The sequence below is a fragment of the Geobacter sp. genome, assembly GCF_030834625.1.
In the GTDB taxonomy this organism is placed as follows: domain Bacteria; phylum Desulfobacterota; class Desulfuromonadia; order Geobacterales; family Geobacteraceae; genus Geobacter.
Map to the genome: position 1 here is coordinate 90,695 of NZ_JAUQXO010000017.1, position 20,606 is coordinate 111,300.

A 20,606-nucleotide genomic window follows, 5' to 3' on the forward strand; every position below is an offset into this window, starting at 1 on the left:
GATGGTGATAATCCATGGAGGGGCGCTGCTTGCTGCGCCCTCTCCCGGGTGGAAAACTCAGGCCCTAGAGTTTTTTCCTCCTGAACGCGATAACAACAACGATTGCCGCCACAGCGAGACACCCCCAGGCGAAGATGTCCCCGTGGCGATTGTAGAAGGTCACTCCCTCGCCCAGCCTCACCTCTCCGTTCAACACCGCCTCCTGGAAGAGCGGCGTCATTCCCCGGATGTGCCCCTTACTGTCGATGATAGAGGTTATGCCGGTGTTGGCCGCCCGCACCAGCGGCACCCGGTTCTCTACGGCACGGAAGACAGTCATGGAGAGATGCTGGTAGGGTGCCGACGAGCGTCCGAACCAGGCGTCGTTGGTGATGTTGACGAGAAGGCGGCTTCCGGCCTGCACGTAGGCCCGGGAGAGTTCCGGGAAGATTCCCTCGAAGCAGACGAGGATGCCGATCCTCCCCTTGCCGGTGTCCAGGGCGGCTATCTGTGCACCGGGCGAGAAATCGCCGATGCCGGCCACGAGTTTGTTGACGAAGGGGAGGAGTTTCGCCATCGGCACGTACTCGCCGAAAGGAACCAGGTGGATCTTGTCACTGCGGCCAATCACGTCACCCCACGGAGAGAGGAGGAAGGCACTGTTCAAATACTTCAACCGCTCCCCATCATTTTCGTAGGCGGGACTCCCGACCACGGCACAGGTGTTGAGCTCCTTGGTTAAATCCTTGATGCGGGAGGCATACCGCGCCTCGTCCTGGAAGTAGAAGGGGGCGGCGCTCTCGGGCCAGACCAGGAGATCTGCCGGCCCCGCGGCGCATGCCTTGCGCGAAAGCCTCTCGTAGATGGCAACAGTTTCTTCCTGGAACGACGGATCCCACTTTACGTTCTGGTCGATGTTCCCCTGGATGAGGGCCACCTTGAAGGGCGCACCGTTCTCGGGGACATGGAGGCGCTTGAAACCGTAGGCAACTGTGGCAAGGAGCAGGGCAATCAGAAACACGGCGCTCTTCACCGGGTAGGGAGCCGGCTCCCGTGCCGCAAAACCGCGGATGATCCGGTAGAGAACCACGTTCGCCAGGGCGATGAGAAAACTCAGGCCATAGACCCCGGTAACGTCGGCGATCTGGATAAGGGGGAGAGTCCGGTACTGGGTGTAGCCGAGGCTTGCCCAGGGGAACCCGGTAACGAGGAAGGCCCGCACGTACTCAAGCCCCACCCAGATGAACGGGAACGAAATGAGGAGTGAAATACCCCGCTCCTCCCCCCGCCGGACCAGGTAGGCTGTCAGGGCCGGGTAAAGGGCCAGGTATGACACGAGCATTGAAAGTACACCAAGGCTCACTATCCACGGAAGCTTGCCGTAGGTGGTGACGACGATGGTGATCCAGTAGAGGATGCCCGCGTAGGCTGTGAGACCCGCCACGAAGCCAAGGCGGAAGGCCTTGCGGGGATCCTTCCGGCCACAGGCGAGAAGGAGCGGCACGAACGCGACCCAGGCGAAGATGGAGATACCGGCACTCGGAAACGAGAGAGCAAGAAGCGCACCAGAGAGAATTGCCATCAGGTAGTCGCGCCGGGGAATGGCGTCAAAATCAGGCATCCGTAATCTGTGGTAGTCCACTACCCCTCGGTCTCCTCAGAAGCGCCGGTCCGACGGATCACACGCACCTTCCTGATGTTCCGCTCGCCTCCTTCGAGAACGGTCATCCGGAGGGTGCCGTTCTCGATCTCCTCGCCCACCTTCGGAATCCGACCGGTCAGATGGAAAATGAGGCCGGCCACGGTGTCGAACTTATCACGCTCGATTTCGATACCGAAGCGCTCCTCCAACTCCTCGATGGGGAGCCGGGCGTCCACAAGGACCGAGCCGTCGGGTTCCTCCACAAGCCAGTCCTCCTCCAGATCGTACTCGTCCTGAATATCCCCCACGATCTGCTCCAGGAGGTCTTCGATGGTGACGAGCCCCGATGTGCCGCCGTACTCGTCGATGACGATGGCGATGTGGACCCGCTTGCGCTTGAACTCTTGGAGGAGCTCTTCCAGGTTCTTGGTCTCGGGGATGAAGTAGGGGGTCCGCATGATCCGCTTGATATTGATGGATGCGTCGCTCATCCCCCAGTACTTGAGGAGGTCCTTGGCGTAGATGAGACCCGTGATGTTGTCGACGGTCCCGTCGTACACCGGAATCCGTGAATGGCCGCAGGCTATGATGGTCCTCAGAACCTCTCCCACCGAGGTGTCGACGGAGACGCTGGCCATGTCGGTGCGCGGCACCATGATCTCCCTGACCACCGTATCGCTGAGCGCAAAGATGGAGCGGATCATCTCGTTCTCTTCCGGATTGATGAGCCCCTCTTCCTCGCTGGCGTCGATGATCTCCTGGATCTCCTCTTCGGTGATCCGTTTCTTGCCGGTCAGAAACCTGCCAAACATGTCAATCAGTCCGGAGCTTTTCCTGCCAGAGCCCTCGTCCAAGGCCTGTGTTCCTCCTTTGTCGTGTGTTGGCGTAAAAAACGCCTATTTCATGAACCGGAACAGCATCAGCACCAAGAGGGTGACCCCCGCCCCGGTAACCGCGCCGAATACTACCTCGCGCATGGTGTGGATGCTGAGCAGAAGCCGCGAGTGGCTCACCATTACCGCGAGGGCGATGGTCAGAATCGAGATGAGGGGGTCCTGGGTGTTGAGAGTGACCAGGGTGGCGATGGAGAAGGCCACCGCCGCATGGCCGCTGGGGAGTCCCCCCTCAAGCGGCGTCCCCTTGCCTGAAATCGACTTGAGGATCACCACCACGATCACCACCGCCAGCAGGGCCACCACCGCCCCCATCTCCGACGGGGTACCTATCATGGCAAGCGCCTCCTTGTAAATGGGAAAAATGTAATGGGACAGGATCAGGTAGCCCATGACCGCGGCGCCGATGGCCGCCACGAGCACCCCGCCGGCAGCAACGTCCTTGGCGATCTTGGCAAGGGGGTGGTACTCCGGTGAAACCATGTCCACCACCACCTCGACCGCCGTGTTCATCAGCTCGGCAAAGAGCACGAACGAAACCGATACCGCCAGGAGCGTGAACTCAAGGGCCGACACCCGGAGGAAGAGCACCGCGAACAGGAGAATCAGGGCCGACAGGAAGTGCCGGCGCATGTGCTTCTGGGTCCGGGTGGCCCAGAATATCCCCTCGATGGCGCAATTGACGGAGTCGATGAAGCGGGACGGCTTCACCGGGTCGCCGTTGGGCGCCGTCGGAGTCGGCCGAAGCGGGGCGCCATCGGCATCCGTCTCTCCGTAGGGGCTAGACAAGCCCTTCCCTCTCCAGGATCGCGAAGATCTCCCGCTCCTTCGCCTCCATCCGCCGGGCCTCCGCCTCGCCGCTCCGCTCGTGGTCGTAGCCGGTGATGTGAAGAACGCCGTGCAGCAGCAGGAAACAGAGCCGGGACCAGAAGGAGATCCCCCCCTCTTCCGCCTCCCGGGCCGCCGTATCGGCGGAGATGATCACATCGCCCAGCATGCCGGGATTCATGTCGCCGAACTCACCCTCGGCCATGGCAAAGGAGATGACGTTCGTGGGGCGGTCCTTATGGAGATACTCGCGGTTGACGCGCCGGATGCCGAGATCGCCGGTGATGACCACCGAGAGCTCGCTATCGGGATATCCCAAGGCGCTTAATATCGTCTCCGCCACTTTTCTCAGGCGTGGCGTCCCGATCGGATGCCGCCTTTGCCGGTTCGCTATCGCTACCTTCACTCGGTTTCTTACCTCCGGTCAGTTTCTCTTTTTCCTTGTAGGCCGGCTCCGGGTAGTCGATGCGGTGGTGATAGATGCCGGCCAGAATGCGGTTGAAGCTCTTGGCTATTTCGTGGAGGTTCTTGAGGGTCAACTCGCATTCGTCCAGCTGACCGTCAATGAAGATGTTGTTGATGATCTTCTGCACCAGCCCCTGTATCCGGTCGGAAGTGGGGTTCACGAGGGTACGGGAAGCGGCCTCCACGCAGTCGGCCAGCATGACGAGACCCGCTTCCCGCGACTGGGGCTTGGGGCCGGGATAGCGGAAATCGCGCTCGTGCACCGTCTGCCCGTCGCCGGCCAGACTCTTGGCCTTCTGGAAAAAGAAGGTCATGAGGGCCGTGCCGTGGGACTGCCGGATGATGTCGACTATGGGGCGCCCCACCCGATGCTCCCGGGCAAGCTCAACCCCCTCCTTCACATGGGAGATGAGGATGAGGGCGCTCATGCTCGGGGCGAGCTTGTCGTGGCGGTTGTCGCCCCCCCCTGTATTCTCGATGAAATACTGGGGCTTGCTGATTTTGCCGATATCATGATAATAGGCCGCTACCCTTGCCAGGAGCGGGTTCGCGTTTATCGTCTCGGCAGCCGCCTCCACCAGGTTTCCCACCAGGACGCTGTGGTGGTAGGTGCCGGGGGCACGGACCATGAGCTCGCGCAGGACCGGCGAGTTGAGATTGGAGAGTTCCAGCAGCTTGATGTCGGTCACGTAATGAAAAACGGTTTCGATGAGCGGGATGGTGCCGGTGACGACTGCCGAGCAGAGAAGCCCGCCAGCCAGGGCGAAGACGGCGCTCCAGATAGTCTGCAGGGAGAGAAAACTGTCGCTCATGGTCTGGAAGGCCAGCGCCATGGCGAAGTTCACGACACTCACCTTGAGGCCGGCGGTGTAGATGCGACTGCGGTCCTTGCAGTGGCGCACACCGTGGGCACCGACTATCCCCCCCAGCAGGGCGTAGACCACCACGAAGAGGCTGTTGTTGAACATGATCCCCAGAAGCGGCGCCGTGATGGCCGTATAGACCATCGCCACCTCGGAATTGAGGATTATCCGGATCAGCATCGGTCCTACGGCGAAGGGGAAAAGGTAGAAATAGTCGCGGGTATCGATGCTGGGGAACGGTGTCCCCAAGGCCGCAGAAATGGTCATGGCGATTTTCAGCAGAAAGAATATGCCAGTCGTTACCAGGGAGATGAGAACGAGATCCTTGGTGACTGGATTGAATTTCCGAATATTTTTCCGGGCGAACCGGTAAGGGAAATAGAGGATGACAAGGACGAGGCCAAAGAGGCCGATACCGACGAAAAGCTTGTTGATATCGCCGCGGGCAGAGGAAATCATCTCAAGCTTCTGGATCTGTTCAGCGGTCACCCGCTCTCCAACCCTGACAATCATCTCCCCCTGCTTCACCTGCAAAAGAACGGGGCGAACCTCATTCCGGGCCCTTCCTTGCGCCTGCTCGGTCAGATCCCTGCTGAAGGTGAGGTTTGGACGCACCACCTTCGCCACGAACCCCTTCAGGGTATCGATCTCGCGTGGAGACAAGCCGGGAGCAGTGACTTTCATCCCCTTGACGATCTCCATGACCTCGGCGGGCTCGATGGGAGAAACCGTATATTCCATCCGCCCCAGCGACTCGCCGGTCCGGGCATCAACAAGGGCGATGCCATGGGCGGTGTCGCCGGCAAACGAACGCTTGTCGACCACAATCTTGTTGGTGTAGAGCCGCTCGGCCAGAACCCGCACCTGATCCATGAGGCCGGGATCGGCTCCGATCCGCATGAGGGCGGCTTTCTCGTCGGTGGAGAGTCTGAACCCGAAAAGCCCCTTCAGGGAGTCGTCAAGGGCGGGATCACCCGCGGGAGACGCCGCCGTGGCCGCCTGCTGGAGAAGGGCGAGGGCCTGTTCGATGCGCCCAACCGACTCGCCCGCCCCTTCCTGGGTAAAGCTGTACACATAGGGGACCGCCGCCTCTGCCTCACGGCGCTTTTTATCGGTGAGAAGGCGATCTTCCAACAGGTAGTCCTGGGTCGCCCGGATGTCGGTGGTAGCGATGTCGCCAGCTTTGTACCTGACGGAGAGGAACTCCTGGCGGGGAAGGATCAGAAGCGTGAGGAAAAAGGCCGTAAGAAGGAGGAGGATACGGCGGTTCCTGGCCTCCTGGCGCGGATTCGAGAAGCGCTCCAGGAGATTGTCGAGGATCCTCCCGAGGGAAAGGGGAAGGGATCCCCGTATGTCCTGGTCGGTGTTGCCGCTTTGGGAGGGCATGATTGATTTCTGTATGGTTACCTGTTGGCATCTGTGATGCCGTGACAGTTAGCGTCCGTTCCGAAGAAACCGATAAGAAAATCACTATATCGTTCCCGTCCGGGGCCTGTCAACTCCGATAAAAGCGTCTGCCCCCATGCTGCATGGCGCCCATGTGGTTCAGCACATGAAATATGTTTCCATATTCTTTCGGGTCTGTTATATTTTCGCCGTTTTACAGATGGTCACAAGACCAGACACACATTCTCTGCAAGGGGGCTAGAATGAGCGAAATTACCGATGTCTATGCGCGAGAAATACTCGATTCCCGCGGCAACCCGACCCTGGAGGTCGAAGTATTCCTGGAGTCCGGCGTCATGGGAAGGGCGGCGGTGCCGTCCGGCGCATCAACCGGCGAGCGCGAGGCTCTGGAGCTGCGCGACGGAGACAAGTCCCGCTACCTCGGCAAGGGGGTCCTCAAGGCAGTCGACAACGTCAACAACGTCATCGCCGAGCAGATCATCGGCATGGAAGCCACCGACCAGATCGGGATCGACCAGAGGATGCTGGATCTGGACGGCACCGAGTACAAGAGCAACCTGGGAGCCAACGCCATTCTCGGCGTTTCGCTGGCCGTGGCCAAGGCCGCTGCCGAAGAAGTCGGGCTCCCCCTCTACCAGTATATCGGCGGCAGCAATGCAAAGGAGCTCCCGCTGCCGATGATGAACATCCTGAACGGCGGCGCCCATGCCGACAACAACGTCGACATCCAGGAGTTCATGATCATGCCGGCCGGCGCCAAATCCTTCACCGAGGCGCTGCGGATGGGTGCCGAGATCTTCCATGCCCTGAAGGGTGTGCTGAAGGGTAAAGGGTACAACACCGCGGTGGGTGACGAGGGAGGGTTTGCGCCGAACCTGAAATCCAACGAAGAGGCTCTGGAAGTTATCATGGAGGCAATCCAGAAGGCCGGCTACAAGCCGGGCGAAGAAGTGCTCCTGGCCTTGGACGTGGCATCATCAGAGCTGTTCAAGGATGGCGTCTACACCCTGGGAAATGAGGCCGAGCCGAAGAAAACCCCGGCCCAGATGGTTGATTTCTACGAGAACCTGGTGAACAAGTACCCGATCATCTCCATCGAGGACGGCATGGCCGAGAACGACTGGGACGGCTGGAAGCTTCTCACCGACCGTCTTGGCAAGCGGATCCAGATCGTGGGTGACGACCTCTTCGTCACCAATCCCCGAATCCTGGAAGAGGGTATTCAGAAGGGGATCGCCAACTCGATCCTGATCAAGCTGAACCAGATCGGCTCCCTGACCGAGACCCTGGACGCCATCGAAATGGCAAAGCGCGCCGGCTACACCTGCGTCATCTCCCACCGCTCGGGCGAAACCGAGGACACCACCCTTGCCGACCTCTCCGTGGCGGTAAACGCCGGCCAGATCAAAACCGGCTCTCTCTGCCGCACCGACCGGGTTGCCAAATACAACCAGCTCCTGCGGATCGAGGACGAGCTCGACACCACCGCCATCTTCCGTGGCAAGGACGTCTTCTACAACATCCGCAAGTAGTCCCGCAGAACATTCATGGCCACACAACGAAAGGCGGGAGCAATCCCGCCTTTCGTGCGTTCCGCAATCTGTTCGACTACAGTCATCTGCTGCGCCCTCAACCGTCAAGGGTCCGAGTGTGGTATACTCTTCTCCATCCCCCGAGACGGAGACCCCCATGCGTTACTCACCGCTTCTTACCGACCTCTACCAGCTCACCATGCTGGCCGGCTACCTGGAAGAAGGGATGGCCGACGAACCGGCGGTGTTCGACCTCTTCTTCCGACACAACCCCTTCCTGGGGGGGTATGCAGTCTTTGCCGGGCTCGATACGGCCCTCGGATACCTGGAAAACCTCCGGTTTGCGGAGGACGAACTCGAATATCTTCACAATCTGGGAATCTTTCGCCCCCGGTTCATCGACTTCCTCCGCACGTTCCGGTTCCGGGGAAAGGTGACGGCCGCGCCCGAAGGGACGGTGGTTTTCGCCAACGAGCCCCTCGTGACGGTGGAGGCTCCCCTGGCCCAGGCACAACTGGTGGAGACGGCGCTCCTGAACATCATCAATTTCCAGACCCTGGTCGCCACCAAAGGGGCCCGGATTGTCCATGCGGCGGCCGACGGAACAGTTCTGGAGTTCGGTCTGCGCCGCGCCCAGGGGCCCGACGGGGGGATAAGCGAGGCCCGGGCCGCCTACGTGGGGGGAGTGCGGAGCACGAGCAACGTGCTGGCAGGGAAACTCTTCGGCATCCCGGTGAGGGGAACCCACGCCCACAGCTGGATCATGGCTTTCCCCGACGAACTGACCGCCTTCCGCGCCTATGCGGAGGTATTCCCCGACAGCTGCATCCTCCTCGTGGACACCTACGATACGCTTAAAAGCGGGATTCCCAATGCCATTACCGTGGCACGGGAGCTACGGTCACGGGGGCACGAACTCGTTGGAGTGCGGATCGACTCGGGAGACCTGGCCTACCTCTCCCGGGAGACGCGCCGCATGTTCGACGAGGCGGGTTTCCCCGGCGCAAAGATCGTCGCCTCCAACGAACTGGACGAATACGTGATCGAATCGATGCGCAGCGAAGGGAGCCGGGTCGACATCTACGGGGTGGGAACCCGGCTTGCCACCTGCGCCGGCGAGGGGGGCGGTGCCCTGGGGGGGGTTTACAAGCTGGTCCGGATCGGCGACCGGCCCAAGCTCAAGGTGACCAGCGACATCGCCAAGGCGACCCTCCCCGACCGCAAGCGGCTCCTGCGGGCCGTGGCGCCCGACGGTTCGTTCATCCAGGACGTGATCTGCCTTGCCGGTGAGGACATCGCCCCCGGCGCCACGGTGTTCGATCCGGCCAATCCCCTTCAATACATCACCATCCCTCTGGAAGCCCGCTTTGAGGAGGTCCGTGGCGTTGCCATGGAAAACGGTGCGCGGACGGCGGAGCCTCCTCCCACCCTCGACGAGATGGCGGACCGCTGCCGGGAACAGCTCTCCCGCCTGCCGCAGGGGTGCCTTCGCTTCATCAATCCCCACAAGTTCAAGGTCTCCATCAGCAGCGGCCTCAACGAACTGCGGCTGCGACTCATGGACGAGGTGCAGCGGGGATACAAAAAGCTCCACCGGGGAGAAACGCCGTGAAAACCACGTCAGCCCTTCTGATCGTCGACGTCCAGAACGACTTCTGCCCCGGCGGGGGGCTCCCCGTCCCCGAGGGGGACCGGGTCGTGCCGGTCCTCAACCACTACATGGCGCTCTTCGGGGAGCGGAAACTACCGATCTTCGCCTCCCGGGACTGGCATCCGGCCACCACGTCCCATTTTCGCGACTACGGCGGCATCTGGCCGGTCCACTGCGTGCAAGGGAGCGAGGGGGCCCGGTTCCACCGGGACCTGGCGCTTCCCGAAGACGTCATCGTGATCACCAAGGGGATGGACCCGTCACGCGACGACTACTCGGCATTCCAGGCGGTAACGGATGACGGCGTTCGCTTCTCCGTCGTACTGAAGGAGCTGGGGATCCGAAAACTTTACGTGGGAGGGCTCGCCACCGACTACTGCGTCAAGGAGTCGGTCCTGGACGGGCTGCGCCACGGCTTGGCGGTGGCGCTCCTTGAAGATGCTGTGCGGGGTGTCGATCTGAAGCCCGGCGACTCGGCATCGGCTATCGACGAAATGGTCACCGCCGGCGCGGAGCGAATGAACTTCAGCCAGCTCCAGGCCGATCCACCTTCATGAGCGCCCATGAGAGGCAATACATACCTTTTGACATTTGAGGGTGAACGCGCTACAGTGGCCAAGTTTAGCAATCCTCATGAAATCAAAGGACAATTCCCATAATGACAAAAACAAGCAACCTGAAGGTCACAAGCATAACCCCAATCATCGCCCCCGCCGACCTGCGGCAGGTCTTCCCCCAGTCGCTGGAGACGGCCGAATCCGTCAACGGGAGCAGGGCCCACATCAAAAACATCCTGAAGGGGAAAGATACCCGCCTCATGGTGGTGGTGGGCCCCTGCTCCATCCACGACCCCAAGGCTGCCCTGGAGTATGCGGGGCGCCTGGCGCGACTCGCCGGCGAACTCTCAGATCAACTCTTCATCGTAATGCGGGTCTACTTCGAGAAGCCCCGCACCACCATCGGCTGGAAGGGGCTCATCAACGACCCCGACATGAACCATACCCACCAGATATCCAAGGGGCTCGGCATCGCGCGGCGGCTTCTGGACGACATAACCGAAATGCTCCTGCCGGTGGCGTGCGAGATGCTCGACACCATCACCCCCGAGTACCTGGCCGACTACATCTCGTGGGGGGCCATCGGCGCCCGGACCACCGAGAGCCAGTCCCACCGGGAGATGGCCAGCGGCCTCTCCTTCCCCGTCGGGTTCAAGAACGGCACCGACGGCAACCTGCAGATCGCCATCGACGCCATGAACGCGGCGCTCCACCCCCACAGCTTCCTCGGCATCAACCGGGACGGGAAGACCTCCATCATCCAGACCACCGGCAACCCCGACGTCCACATCGTCCTGCGCGGCGGCAAGAAGCCCAACTACTTCCCCGAAGACATCGCCAAGACCGAGGAAATGCTGGAAAAGGGGGGACTCTTCCCGACAATCATGGTTGACTGCAGCCACGGCAACTCGGAGAAGCGCCACGAGAAGCAGCCGGAGGTGCTCGACTGCGTCATTGACCAGATCGAGGCGGGCAACCGCTCCATCTCAGGGGTCATGATAGAGAGTTTCCTTGAAGAGGGGAACCAGCCGATCCCCAAGGATCTGTCGCAGCTTCGCTACGGCGTCTCAACCACCGACAAGTGCATCGACTGGAAGACCACCGAGGAGATCCTGCGCAAGGCCCATGACCGGCTCAAGCGCTGCGGCGGGAGGCCGCTGCACGGCTGATTCCGGTCGCGCCATGAAACAAAAAAGAGCCCCGCCTTGAAGCGGGGCTCTTTTTTGTTTCTGCTACCCGTGATGTCGCGCAGCCGGAATTTGCATCACCTGCTGCCCACCCTCAGCTTCCTGCGATACTCCCAGGGTGGCATCGGGTTGCGATCCAGCCACAACCCACGGCGCGCCTGACGGGACTCCTGCTCTGCCCCCAGGTAGGCCGAGGCGTGGGGGCGCCGCAGGTGCCGGACGTAGGCCCAGGCATAGCCCCGCCGTACCATCTCCCGGTTCAGGTCCACCCCGTTGAGAAGGATGATACCAACCTGGCGGCCATGGCTCTGCTCGCCAGTCAACTCCACCGTCACGTCCCGACTCAGAACAAGCTTTCGTAACTCGGCTGCCGACGCTGCGCCGTAAGGCTGCCCTGGAACCCCTTTTTTGGTGGTCTCAGGCGCATCGATGCCATACAGCCTGCAGGTATAGGACTTCCCTCGCCCCGGGGGCGTGATAACGACCGTATCCCCGTCCCACACCCTCGTTACCCTGCCTCCAGCAGCCACGGCGTCTGCACGGTCACGGCCGGCAGCCGATGCCCCAACCCCTCCCGCCAGTACGCCAGACATCCCGGCCAGCAGTGCCGCCACGATCAGACCGATCCGTTTCACCTTGCCTCCCCCTTCAGTACACAAAGGGCCGGCCCCTCCACGAGACCGGCCCTTCCTGTCATTAATCCAGTTCATTCAGAATGAGGTCAGATGCCGCACCCGCACCCCCGGTCGCACTTGGCGCCCGGCATGTGGATCGGTTTGATGAACGCGGCTTCGGTCGCCTTGCGAACCTCCTCCTCGACGAAGGGAGGTATAGCCGAGTCAAGGGAGAGGATGACCATGGCCTCGCCACGCTTCTCGCGGCGACCCAGGTTCATGGAGGCGATGTTGATGTCGTGGGCCCCCATGATGGTGCCGATCTTGCCGATCATCCCCGGCCGGTCGCCGTAGGTAAGGATGAGCATGTGCTCCTCGGGGGCAAAGTCCACCTGGTAGTCGCGCAGCTTCACGATGCGCGGACTCCCCTCGAAAAGGGTTCCGGCGATGGTCCGCTTCTCCCCCTGCCCCTCGATATTGAGGGTGATCATATTGGAGAACGAGGGTGACTGGGTCGACTTGTGCTCATCCACGGTGATTCCCATCTGGTCGGCAATGAGGGTGGCGTTCACCATGTTCACGTCCTGCTCCACCATCCGGTTGAGGATCGACGACAGCCCGCAGACGCTCAGGGGGGTGCAGTCGTAGTGGGCGATGTTCCCGGCGTAAGAGAAGGTCACCGTGTCGATGTTTGTGTCGACGAGCTGGATGACGAAATCGCTCATGACACTCATGAGGTTCAGGAACGGCCGCATCTGGTCCATGAGAGCCACGTCGAAGCGGGGGATGTTCACGGCATTCTCCAGGGGGAGGTCATCCAGGTAGTTGAGGATCTCCTTGGAGACATCCACCGCCACATTGATCTGGGCTTCAAAGGTATTGGCCCCCAGGTGCGGGGTAACCACCACCCGCTCGTGGGCGATGAGCTTCTGCAGCACATCGCTCTTGGGGGGCTCCACGCTGAATACGTCGATGGCGGCACCGGTGATCTTGCCCGACTCCAGATACTTCAGGAGCGCCTCTTCCTCGATGATCCCTCCCCGGGCGGCGTTCACGATGATGACGCCATTCTTCATCATGGCCAGTTCGCGCTCACCGATCATGTTGCGGGTCTCTTCGTTCAGGGGGGTGTGGACGGTGATGATGTCACAGTTGCGGTAGATCTCGTCGTGGGAAACGAGCTTCACTCCCAGGTCATGGGCGCGCTTCGCGGCGATGTAGGGGTCGCAGGCAAGGACCTCGCACTCGAAGGCCTTGAGCCGCGTGGCGACCCGCCCCCCAACCTTGCCGAGGCCGATGACGCCGGCGGTCTTCCCCTTGAGCTCGTAGCCGGTGAAGGGAGCCCGCTTCCACTCGCCGCTCTTGAGGCTGCCGTTGGCCCGGGTCACGTTGCGGCAGAACGACAGAAGCAGCGCCATGGCGTGCTCGGCGGCGCTATTGGTGTTGCCGAAGGGAGCGTTCACCACGATCACGCCGCGGGAACTGGCGTAGTCAACATCCACGTTGTCGATGCCGACCCCGGCCCGGGCGATGAGCCGAAGCTTGGCGCCGGCGTCGAGGAGATCCTTGTCAACGGTGGTACCGCTACGGGTTATGATGGCGTCGTAATTTCCGATGATCGCCAGCAACTCCTCCTTCTTGAGCCCCAGCTTGACGTCGATCTCCACGCGCGGGTCCTGGGCCAGAAGCGCCAACCCTTCCTGAGCCACCTCGTCGGTAACGATGATCTTCATTGCTGCTCCCTTTTTAATGGAATATGGTGCGGGTATCCGTAACGAATCCTGACTGGAAGAAAGTACTTTGCGCGACCGCGAAGAAGCGATAATAATAGACCCGTCCACCGCAAAATGCAAGACCGGCAACCTCTGTAACACGTATACGTCAAGCAGTCAGAAGGGAAGAGAATGTCCGACAAACCACCCTTTCAAATCGTCCTCATCGAGCCGGAAATCCCCCCCAACACCGGCAACATTGCCCGCCTCTGCGGTGCCACCGGCACGGTTCTCCACCTGGTGGGGAAGCTGGGCTTCTCCACCGATGACCGTTACCTGAAACGGGCGGGGCTCGACTACTGGAGCGAGGTGGAGATCCACTACTGGGACGACCTTGACGCCCTGAAGCGGGCCTATCCGGGGGGGCGTTTCATCTACACGAGCAAGAAGGCGGCCCGCACCCATGTGGAAGCAGGGTTTCAGGAAGGGGACTTCATCGTCTTCGGGAAGGAAACGGTAGGGCTCCCCGAGGAACTGATCCGGGCCAACTGGGAGCAGACGGTGCGGATACCTATCTTCGGAAAGGTCCGGAGCCTCAACCTCTCCACAGCGGCAGGGATCGTCCTCTACGAGGCCCTGCGGCAGTCGGGACGGCTGGTGAATTCGGGACCGGGAGAGGAAGACTGACCATGCTGGCACGAGGAATCGTCTCCATGATCCTGGCCCTGATCTTCTACACCTACGCGGTCTTCAGCGGCAGGAGGGAGGGGCTTCACCGCAAGCACCTGATCGTGTTCGGCATCGGCCTCCTCTTCGACTACCTGGGCACCCACCAGATGAGCCTTTACGCCCGGGCCTACGGCAAGGCTCCCGAATGGCACAATCTCACCGGCATCCTTTCGCTGGCAGGCATGGCCTTCCACTTTCTCCTGGCCCTCGCCGCCTCCCTCATCCGCCGGGCCGAGCGGATCAACCGCACCTTCCACCGGGTGAGCCTCACCATCTACACCCTCTGGTGCATCGCCTTCGCCAGCGGGGCCCTGGCGGGAATGCTCAAGATGTCGGGCCGTCCATAATTCAGCTTCCCGACGCCAAAAAGAAAAGGGGGCTTTCGCCCCCCTTCCCTCACCATGTCAGCCGATGACTAATCGTCAAAGTTCCCTTCCGGTCCCTTGTCGCTCGCGATGGTCTTTGCCCGCTCGATGATCTGCTCCCTGGTCCAGTGGGCCGGGTCCTCGATGAGGCTCCCCTTGGGCCCCACGTCGTGGGAGCCGGCCTTGAGGATCGCCTCGATGGCAAGGGGCGCCGTGTCCTTTGCATTGAAGACCTCGGTCATCATCTTGTAAGTGAAATCCTCAACCCGCTTGGTCATCCGGTCGCGGATCTCCTTGGGCTGGGCCAGGAGCCTGTTCTCGAAGGGAAGATTCAGGCTCTTGTAGTCCCCCTTCTTCCACCCCTTTTCGTTCGCATAGGCCACCACCTCAGCCCAGAGTTCCTCGGTCATCCCCTCGCCCTTCACCTTGATGAAGTTGCCGTCGGCGTCCAGTTGGGCATTGCCGTAGTCGTTCACCTCAAGGCCCCAGGAGATCATCTGGAGGGCAGTGGCCACGTTGGCCTTGGTGGTGGCGGTCTGGTTGGCGATTTCGCGGAGCCGCTCGGAGCTGTTGCCGGAGGTGCCGTGCTGGGCGCCGTTCACCTTGTAGGGCTCCAGGGCCTTGTGGATATCGGCGGTGAGCCCAACCTGGATACCGGCGGCCGATGCCTCCAGGCCGTGGGTGGTGCCGTTGTTGAGGGCGATCCAGTCGGGGAAGATCTCGTGGGCGTTGAGCCCCTGGATCAGGAACTTGGCCTCGTCCACCGTGGAAAGGCCCTGGTTCCCCTTGATCTCGCCCACCTCGGTCTCAAGACCGGCCCAGGCCGGGATGGAGGGATTGATGTCGAGGTTGGCCAGGAGGTTCTGGTCGTCGGGGAGATGGGAGGCGTCAATGGCGATGGAGGTGATCCCCGCCTCGAACATGGTCGGAATCTCCACCTTGGCGGCGGCCAGGTCCTTGTCGTTCTTGATGCCGTAGTGGTCGGCATGGATGGCCACCGGAACGGTGATTTCCAGCTCGTTGCAGAGGGCGTCCACGATGCGGGCCATGTTCCAGTAGTTGACCGCGCAGTAGGCCTTCTGGCCCCCTTCCGACTTGGCGATTTCGATGATGAGCGGGCAGTTGGCCCGCTGGGCCGCCATGAGGGCACCACGGATCACGAAGTAGTTGCGGCCGTTGGCGGCCATGGCAATGGCCTTCCCCTTGGCGAGCATGGCCCGGTCCACCACCTTGCCGCTCACGATGAGAGCCTTGGAGTTGGGGAAAAGCTTCTTGATGTTGGGGGGACGGCCCACCTGGAGGGCCTTCTCGAAATCCGCGGAGTACGGTGCCATTCATATCCTCCTTCAGTTTCAGTGAAATTATTTCGGCAGACAAAAATCAGCATCTTATAGCATGGCAACCTGTACTAAATCAAGGAATAATCTACGTTTCCCGCCCTTTCTGACTCTCTCCCGGGCCGAGAATGGCGGCCAGTTTTTCCGCCCCGGACGAATGAACGAGGGCCAGAATCTCGTCGGCCGGCTGGAGCACCAGATCGCCCCGGGGGATGAGGAGAATCCCCTTGCGGATGACGGCGGTTACGACACTTTCCGCAGGCAAGGGCAGCTCACGGATCGCCCTCCCCGCCGCGGCCGACTGGGGGTGGACCTTCTCCTCCACCAGGGAGTACTCCCCCTTGCGGAGCTTGAGGAGCGTCATCATCTCCCCCAGCGACATCTCCTCGGCGATGAGGTGGGCCAGCAGATCCGCCTGGTTGAGGGCCACGTCGACCCCCATCTTCGGGGTGAACATCCAGGCATTCTTCGGGTCGTTCACCCGGGCGATGACCCGCGGCACCCCGAACTCGAAGCGGGCGAGCCCCGCCGCCACCAGGTTGACTTCATCGGTGCCGGTCACGGCCGCCACCACGTTCGCCTGTCTGATGCCCGCGGTCTCCAGAACCACCGGGTCGGTGCCGTTGCCCCGGAGAACCGCGTCGAGGGGAAGGTCCCGCTCCAAGGACGGCAACTCCCCGTGCCGCGCCTCGATGACCTTCACCCGGGTTCCCCCGCCCAGAAGCAGCGCGGCCAACCGGGCTCCCACCTTACCGCCGCCAATGATGAGCACGTACATGGTCTCCTCCCTAATGCCATCCCATGAGGATTTTCAGCCGCTCGGCCGATGTGGCGAGCAGTGCCAGGTGCACCAGATCCCCCTCGCGAAGCTCGGTCCCGAGGGTGGGAATGAAGGTCTTCCCCTGCCGGGTGATGGCCACCACCAGTATCTCCCCCGCCACGGTCAGCTCGTTGACCGTCCTCCCCGCCAGGAGATGGGGGACCTCCGCCTCCACCACGTCCACCTCTCCGCTGCCCAGGCTCTTGACCGGTTCGAGGCGCGAATAGCAGAGGAGTTCCACGATCCGGTTGATCCCCCAGGTGACAGGGGAGATGGTGAGGAGCCCCAGGCGCCGGGAGACTTCCGCCTTGCGGGGGTCGTAGAGGCTGGCCACCACCCGGGGCACGTGGAACATCTGCCGGGCGGCCCGGGCGGCCACCAGGTTCACCTCGTCGCTTGTGGTGACTGCCGCGAGGCCGTCGCACCACTCGATCCCCGCCGTGAGGAGGATATCCCGGTCGAACCCGCCCCCCGTTATGGTCTCCCCCCGAAACGACGGCCCGAGCCGCTCGAAGGCTGCCGGCGCCTGGTCCACCACCGTGACCCCGTGGCCGTGGTGGCTGAGGGTTTCCGCCAGTCCGGCCCCCACCCTGCCGCACCCGATAATGATGATTTTCATGGTGAACCTCCCGTGGAGGGTATGGACCGCCCGCGCCGCCGCATTACGGCTTTGCGTGCCTCATCGGCAAGAAGGACCGCCGGCGCCCACGCCAGAACATAGCACCACTCCACCAGGCCGAGGGGTGCCGTATGGAACGCCTTCTGGAGAAACGGAACGTACACGAGGAGGCCAAGGAGCGCCAGCTCCACGGCCACCCCCAGGAGCACGAGCCGATTACTGAAAAACCCTATCGTAAAGATCGAGGCCTGGTCGCTCCGGCAGGCAAAGACGGCGCCGACCTGGGCCGCCACCACGCCGGCCAGGGTCATGGTTGTTGCCATCCGGTAGGCATTTGTCCCCTCAGCCGCCAGCGGCATCCCCGGCCAGCCGTGGAGCCAGTTGAGGAAGAAGTAGGCCGACAGGGCAGCCATCGCCTCGATGGCCCCGTACCAGAGAAACGCCCGCACGAGCACGCTCCGGTTCAGGAGTGGATCGTTTCGCGGCCGCGGAGGACGGTCCATGACCCCTTCCTCGGGAAGCTCAGTCCCGAGCCCGATGGCCGGCACCATGTCGGTCCCGAGATCGATGGAAAGGACCTGCATGACCGTGAGCGGCAGGGGGATCGCCCCCCGCGAAAAGAGCATGACCACAAAGGGGACCGCCTCGGCCATGTTGCTCGTGAAGACATAGGTGGCGAAGCGCCGGATGTTGGCGTAGACCGCCCGCCCCTCCTCCACCGCGTTGACGATGGAGGCGAAATTGTCGTCGGCAAGGACCATGTCGGCCGCCTCCCGGGCCACGTCGGTGCCGGAGAGTCCCATGGCGACGCCGATGTCGGCCTTCTTGAGGGCCGGGGCGTCGTTCACCCCATCGCCGGTGACGGCCACCACATGCCCCAGACCCTGGAGCGCGGCCACCACCCGCAGCTTCTGCTCGGGGGCCACCCGGGCAAAGATCACCTCGTCCCGGAGAATCTCCTCCAGAGTGGGTTGAGGCATCACCTCCAGCTCGGCGCCGGTCACGATCCGGGGGGGGCCGCCGCTGATGCAGCCGATGCGCCGGGCCACGCTCTCGGCCGTGAGGCCATAGTCGCCGGTGACCATGACGATCCGGATGCCGGCCCGGCGGCACTTCTCCACCGCATCCGCCACCTCGGGGCGGGGAGGGTCCATCATGGCCATGAGGCCAAGGAACGTGAGATCCCCCTCGACCCCCTCGGGGGTGAAATCGCTGAAACCGGGCGGCAGCTCGCGGGAGGCAACCGCCAGCACCCGGAGCGCCCCCCGCGCGTAACGGTCCGTGGCCGCGGCGATCTTCTCCCGCCACCCGTCGTCCAGGTCGCTCTCCCCGCCGTCCACCGCAATGCGGCTGCAGCGGGCCGCCACCTCCCGCGGCGCCCCCTTCACAAAGGCGACCAGTTTCGACGAGCCCGCCGGAATCCCCCCCTCCTCCCGGGTGGCCGTCACCCGATGGACGGTGCTCATCATCTTCCGCCGGGACTCGAAGGGAATCTCCCGGACACGGGGGAGGCGCCCCTCCTGGGCATCCAGATCGATTCCGGCCTTGGCCGCAGCCACCTTCAGGGCCGCCTCGGTGGGGTCGCCAAGGATGCTCCACCGGCCGCCGGCATCCTCCGGAGCCAGGAGCCGCGCGTCGTTGCAGAGCCCGGCGGCCAGGAGCATCCTGCGCATGTCGGAGGCCTGCGGGCCATCGACAGAGTGCCCTTCGTCGAGCACCGCCCCTTCCGGACCGTAGCCCGCGCCGGTCACCGCGAGGGGATGGCCGCCGATCCAGAGGCTGCGGACAGTCATCTCGTTTTCGGTGAGGGTGCCGGTCTTGTCCGAGCAGATCACCGTCGTGCTGCCCAGCGCTTCCACGGCGGGCAGTTGGCGAACGATGGCGCGGCGCTTCGCCATGCGGCCGACGCCGATGGCCAGGGTGATGGTGATGGCGGCCGGCAGGCCTTCCGGAATGGCGCCGACGGCCAGGGCCACGGCGGCCATGAACATGGCGAAGGCCGATTCGCCGCGCCAGATGCCGACGGCGAAGGTGAGGGCCGCCAGCCCCAGGATGATCACCAGCAGCTGGCGCGAGAACCTTTCCATCTTGCGCGTGAGGGGCGTCGCCAGGTCCGGCGCCGCGGCGATGAGGCGGGAGATGCGGCCGGTCTCGGTGGCGTCCCCCGTGGCGACCACCACACCGGTCGCCTGGCCGGCCACCACGGCGGTGCCGGCGTAGGCCATGTTGGCCCGGTCCGCCAGGGACGTGTCGGCGGGCAGGGCGTCGGCGTGCTTGGCGACGGGCGCCGATTCGCCCGTGAGGGCCGCCTCGATGGTGCGCAACTCCTTGCCCTTCACGAGCCGCAGATCGGCGGGCACCTTGTCGCCGGCAGCGAGCCAGACCACGTCGCCGGGCACCAGGGCCGCCGCGTCGAGGCGCAGGCGCCGGCCGCCGCGCAGCACATTCACTTCCGTGGCGACTGCCCGCGCCAGCGCCGCCAGGGCCTCCTCCGCCTTGCCCTCCTGGACGAAGCCGACGATGGCATTCACGACGACGACGCCGAAGATCACGCTGGCATCCACCCATTCGCCGAGCAGGGCGGTGACGAGGCCCGATGCGATCAGCACCAGCACCAGGGGCTGGACCAGCTGGGAGAGGAAGCGCCGCAGGGTGCTGCGCCCCGGCACCACCGTCAACTGGTTGGGACCGTGGCGGGCCAGGCGGGCGTCGGCCTCTTCGGACGACAGTCCGGTGGCCGGATCGACGCCGTGGTGGGCCAGGGTCGCGGCGGCCTCCAGGGCGTGCCATGGCGGCACGGGGGCCATGTCAGGGTCCGGCGCGGGCATGTCGGTCGGCATGGAGGGGAACCTTCTGCAATCGGCGGTGGTCTGTTGAAGACAATACTATGAAAAGGGGAGTTCCCTGCCGCAGCGGCAGGCCGTCGCGGCCCTGCGGGCGGGCGCCGGCAACGGGAACCCAATCCGGGAGAAGACATGAATGGAATAAAGCGGATCGTGGCTGCCACAGATTTTTCCCATGGCGGCGAATCGGCCCTGCGCCGGGCCGTGCTGCTGGCGAAGGCCAACGGGGCAACCGCCGAGGTGGTCCATGCGGTTTACCTGCCACCCCTGGAGGAAGCCTGGCGCAAGCTGGCCGATCAGGAGGGGCTTTCCGAGGCCGGGCTGCTGGAGGCGGCGGCGCGGCGCCTCGGCGATCTTGCCGCCGCCGTCGGCCAGCGCCTCGGGCTCGCGCCGACGCCCCGCGTGCTGCAGGGGCGGGCACCCCAGGCACTGGCGGGATGGGCACGCGAGAGTGGCGCCGATCTCATCGTCATCGGCGCCCATGGCGAGCATTTCCTGCTCGACCTCTTCGTCGGTTCCACCGCCATGAAGACGCTGCGTCTGGCGACGGTGCCCGTCCTGCT

General features: G+C 63.2%; 18 protein-coding genes. 7 read left to right on the forward strand and 11 right to left on the reverse strand.

Translation table 11 applies throughout. From position 1 onward, the window contains the following. Positions 1 to 64 precede the first annotated feature (64 nt). From lnt to RCH91_RS03885, 5 genes are read right to left on the reverse strand one after another with little or no spacing between them, the layout of a single operon-like run. Positions 65 to 1,621 carry an apolipoprotein N-acyltransferase gene (gene lnt / locus RCH91_RS03865; protein WP_306533231.1) on the reverse strand — a complete coding sequence of 519 codons (1,557 nt, stop codon included), beginning with the start codon at positions 1,619 to 1,621 and terminating at the stop codon, positions 65 to 67. Continuing rightward, complete coding sequence (locus tag RCH91_RS03870) at positions 1,621 to 2,475, reverse strand: hemolysin family protein (RefSeq protein ID WP_306533232.1); 855 nt, start codon at positions 2,473 to 2,475, stop codon at positions 1,621 to 1,623. The genes lnt and RCH91_RS03870 overlap by 1 nt, the downstream gene beginning before the upstream one ends. 42 nt (positions 2,476 to 2,517) lie before the next feature. Continuing rightward, positions 2,518 to 3,303 (reverse strand): diacylglycerol kinase, encoded by a 786-nt coding sequence (locus RCH91_RS03875; RefSeq protein WP_306533233.1) that lies wholly within the window; start codon positions 3,301 to 3,303, stop codon positions 2,518 to 2,520. Then, a complete protein-coding gene (ybeY, locus tag RCH91_RS03880; RefSeq protein WP_306533234.1) occupies positions 3,296 to 3,748 on the reverse strand; it encodes an rRNA maturation RNase YbeY in 453 nt (150 codons plus the stop codon). Before ybeY ends, RCH91_RS03875 begins: the two co-directional genes overlap by 8 nt. Next, entirely contained in the window at positions 3,645 to 6,056 is a 2,412-nt protein-coding gene (locus RCH91_RS03885) for an HD family phosphohydrolase (RefSeq protein WP_306533235.1), read from the reverse strand. Before RCH91_RS03885 ends, ybeY begins: the two co-directional genes overlap by 104 nt. Before the next feature lie 263 nt (positions 6,057 to 6,319). Between RCH91_RS03885 and eno the strand changes: the two genes are divergently transcribed. The 4 genes from eno (at position 6,320) to RCH91_RS03905 (ending at position 10,986) form a co-directional block, all read left to right on the forward strand. After that, positions 6,320 to 7,609: a phosphopyruvate hydratase gene (gene eno / locus RCH91_RS03890; protein WP_306533236.1), complete on the forward strand. Its 1,290-nt coding sequence runs from the start codon at positions 6,320 to 6,322 to the stop codon at positions 7,607 to 7,609. A 157-nt stretch (positions 7,610 to 7,766) separates the two neighbouring features. Beyond that, on the forward strand, positions 7,767 to 9,221 hold the full coding sequence (locus tag RCH91_RS03895) for a nicotinate phosphoribosyltransferase (RefSeq protein ID WP_306533237.1): 1,455 nt from the start codon (positions 7,767 to 7,769) through the stop codon (positions 9,219 to 9,221). Beyond that, positions 9,218 to 9,817, forward strand: a complete 600-nt coding sequence (locus RCH91_RS03900) for a nicotinamidase (protein ID WP_306533238.1) — start codon at positions 9,218 to 9,220, stop codon at positions 9,815 to 9,817. Before RCH91_RS03895 ends, RCH91_RS03900 begins: the two co-directional genes overlap by 4 nt. A gap of 101 nt (positions 9,818 to 9,918) precedes the next feature. Further along, complete coding sequence (locus RCH91_RS03905) at positions 9,919 to 10,986, forward strand: 3-deoxy-7-phosphoheptulonate synthase (protein WP_306533239.1); 1,068 nt, start codon at positions 9,919 to 9,921, stop codon at positions 10,984 to 10,986. Positions 10,987 to 11,081: 95 nt separating this feature from the next. On the opposite strand, the gene RCH91_RS03910 is transcribed toward RCH91_RS03905, so the two are convergent. After that, entirely contained in the window at positions 11,082 to 11,639 is a 558-nt protein-coding gene (locus tag RCH91_RS03910) for a thermonuclease family protein (RefSeq protein WP_306533240.1), read from the reverse strand. Between the two features lie 86 nt (positions 11,640 to 11,725). Next, positions 11,726 to 13,351: a phosphoglycerate dehydrogenase gene (gene serA / locus RCH91_RS03915; protein ID WP_306533241.1), complete on the reverse strand. Its 1,626-nt coding sequence runs from the start codon at positions 13,349 to 13,351 to the stop codon at positions 11,726 to 11,728. A gap of 171 nt (positions 13,352 to 13,522) precedes the next feature. Here serA and RCH91_RS03920 point away from each other — a divergent pair, with 171 nt between their 5' ends. Both RCH91_RS03920 and RCH91_RS03925 read left to right on the forward strand, forming a co-directional pair. Further along, positions 13,523 to 14,017: a tRNA (cytidine(34)-2'-O)-methyltransferase gene (locus tag RCH91_RS03920; RefSeq protein ID WP_306533242.1), complete on the forward strand. Its 495-nt coding sequence runs from the start codon at positions 13,523 to 13,525 to the stop codon at positions 14,015 to 14,017. A 2-nt stretch (positions 14,018 to 14,019) separates the two neighbouring features. Then, positions 14,020 to 14,406, forward strand: a complete 387-nt coding sequence (locus RCH91_RS03925) for an HsmA family protein (RefSeq protein ID WP_306533243.1) — start codon at positions 14,020 to 14,022, stop codon at positions 14,404 to 14,406. A 68-nt stretch (positions 14,407 to 14,474) separates the two neighbouring features. On the opposite strand, the gene RCH91_RS03930 is transcribed toward RCH91_RS03925, so the two are convergent. The 4 genes from RCH91_RS03930 to RCH91_RS03945 all read right to left on the reverse strand — a co-directional run bounded on the left by RCH91_RS03930 (position 14,475) and on the right by RCH91_RS03945 (position 20,040). Next, on the reverse strand, positions 14,475 to 15,758 hold the full coding sequence (locus RCH91_RS03930) for a class II fructose-bisphosphate aldolase (protein WP_306533244.1): 1,284 nt from the start codon (positions 15,756 to 15,758) through the stop codon (positions 14,475 to 14,477). A gap of 91 nt (positions 15,759 to 15,849) precedes the next feature. Further along, complete coding sequence (locus RCH91_RS03935) at positions 15,850 to 16,539, reverse strand: TrkA family potassium uptake protein (RefSeq protein ID WP_306533245.1); 690 nt, start codon at positions 16,537 to 16,539, stop codon at positions 15,850 to 15,852. A gap of 10 nt (positions 16,540 to 16,549) precedes the next feature. Next, the gene (locus RCH91_RS03940) at positions 16,550 to 17,200 is read right to left on the reverse strand and encodes a TrkA family potassium uptake protein (RefSeq protein ID WP_306533246.1); all 651 of its coding nucleotides are present in this window, start codon (positions 17,198 to 17,200) and stop codon (positions 16,550 to 16,552) included. Continuing rightward, entirely contained in the window at positions 17,197 to 20,040 is a 2,844-nt protein-coding gene (locus RCH91_RS03945) for an HAD-IC family P-type ATPase (RefSeq protein ID WP_306533247.1), read from the reverse strand. The genes RCH91_RS03940 and RCH91_RS03945 overlap by 4 nt, the downstream gene beginning before the upstream one ends. Positions 20,041 to 20,175: 135 nt before the next feature. Between RCH91_RS03945 and RCH91_RS03950 the strand changes: the two genes are divergently transcribed. Further along, positions 20,176 to 20,606: universal stress protein (locus RCH91_RS03950; RefSeq protein WP_306533248.1), on the forward strand; the 431-nt coding region annotated here is incomplete at its 3' end.

Coding starts and splice junctions, on each gene's coding strand:
- RCH91_RS03885 (WP_306533235.1), bottom strand. CDS start 6,056: ATGCCCTCCCAAAGCGGCAACACCGACCAGGACATACGGGGATCCCTT.
- eno (WP_306533236.1), top strand. CDS start 6,320: ATGAGCGAAATTACCGATGTCTATGCGCGAGAAATACTCGATTCCCGC.
- RCH91_RS03895 (WP_306533237.1), top strand. CDS start 7,767: ATGCGTTACTCACCGCTTCTTACCGACCTCTACCAGCTCACCATGCTG.
- RCH91_RS03905 (WP_306533239.1), top strand. CDS start 9,919: ATGACAAAAACAAGCAACCTGAAGGTCACAAGCATAACCCCAATCATC.
- serA (WP_306533241.1), bottom strand. CDS start 13,351: ATGAAGATCATCGTTACCGACGAGGTGGCTCAGGAAGGGTTGGCGCTT.
- RCH91_RS03920 (WP_306533242.1), top strand. CDS start 13,523: ATGTCCGACAAACCACCCTTTCAAATCGTCCTCATCGAGCCGGAAATC.
- RCH91_RS03925 (WP_306533243.1), top strand. CDS start 14,020: ATGCTGGCACGAGGAATCGTCTCCATGATCCTGGCCCTGATCTTCTAC.
- RCH91_RS03930 (WP_306533244.1), bottom strand. CDS start 15,758: ATGGCACCGTACTCCGCGGATTTCGAGAAGGCCCTCCAGGTGGGCCGT.
- RCH91_RS03935 (WP_306533245.1), bottom strand. CDS start 16,539: ATGTACGTGCTCATCATTGGCGGCGGTAAGGTGGGAGCCCGGTTGGCC.
- RCH91_RS03940 (WP_306533246.1), bottom strand. CDS start 17,200: ATGAAAATCATCATTATCGGGTGCGGCAGGGTGGGGGCCGGACTGGCG.
- RCH91_RS03945 (WP_306533247.1), bottom strand. CDS start 20,040: ATGCCGACCGACATGCCCGCGCCGGACCCTGACATGGCCCCCGTGCCG.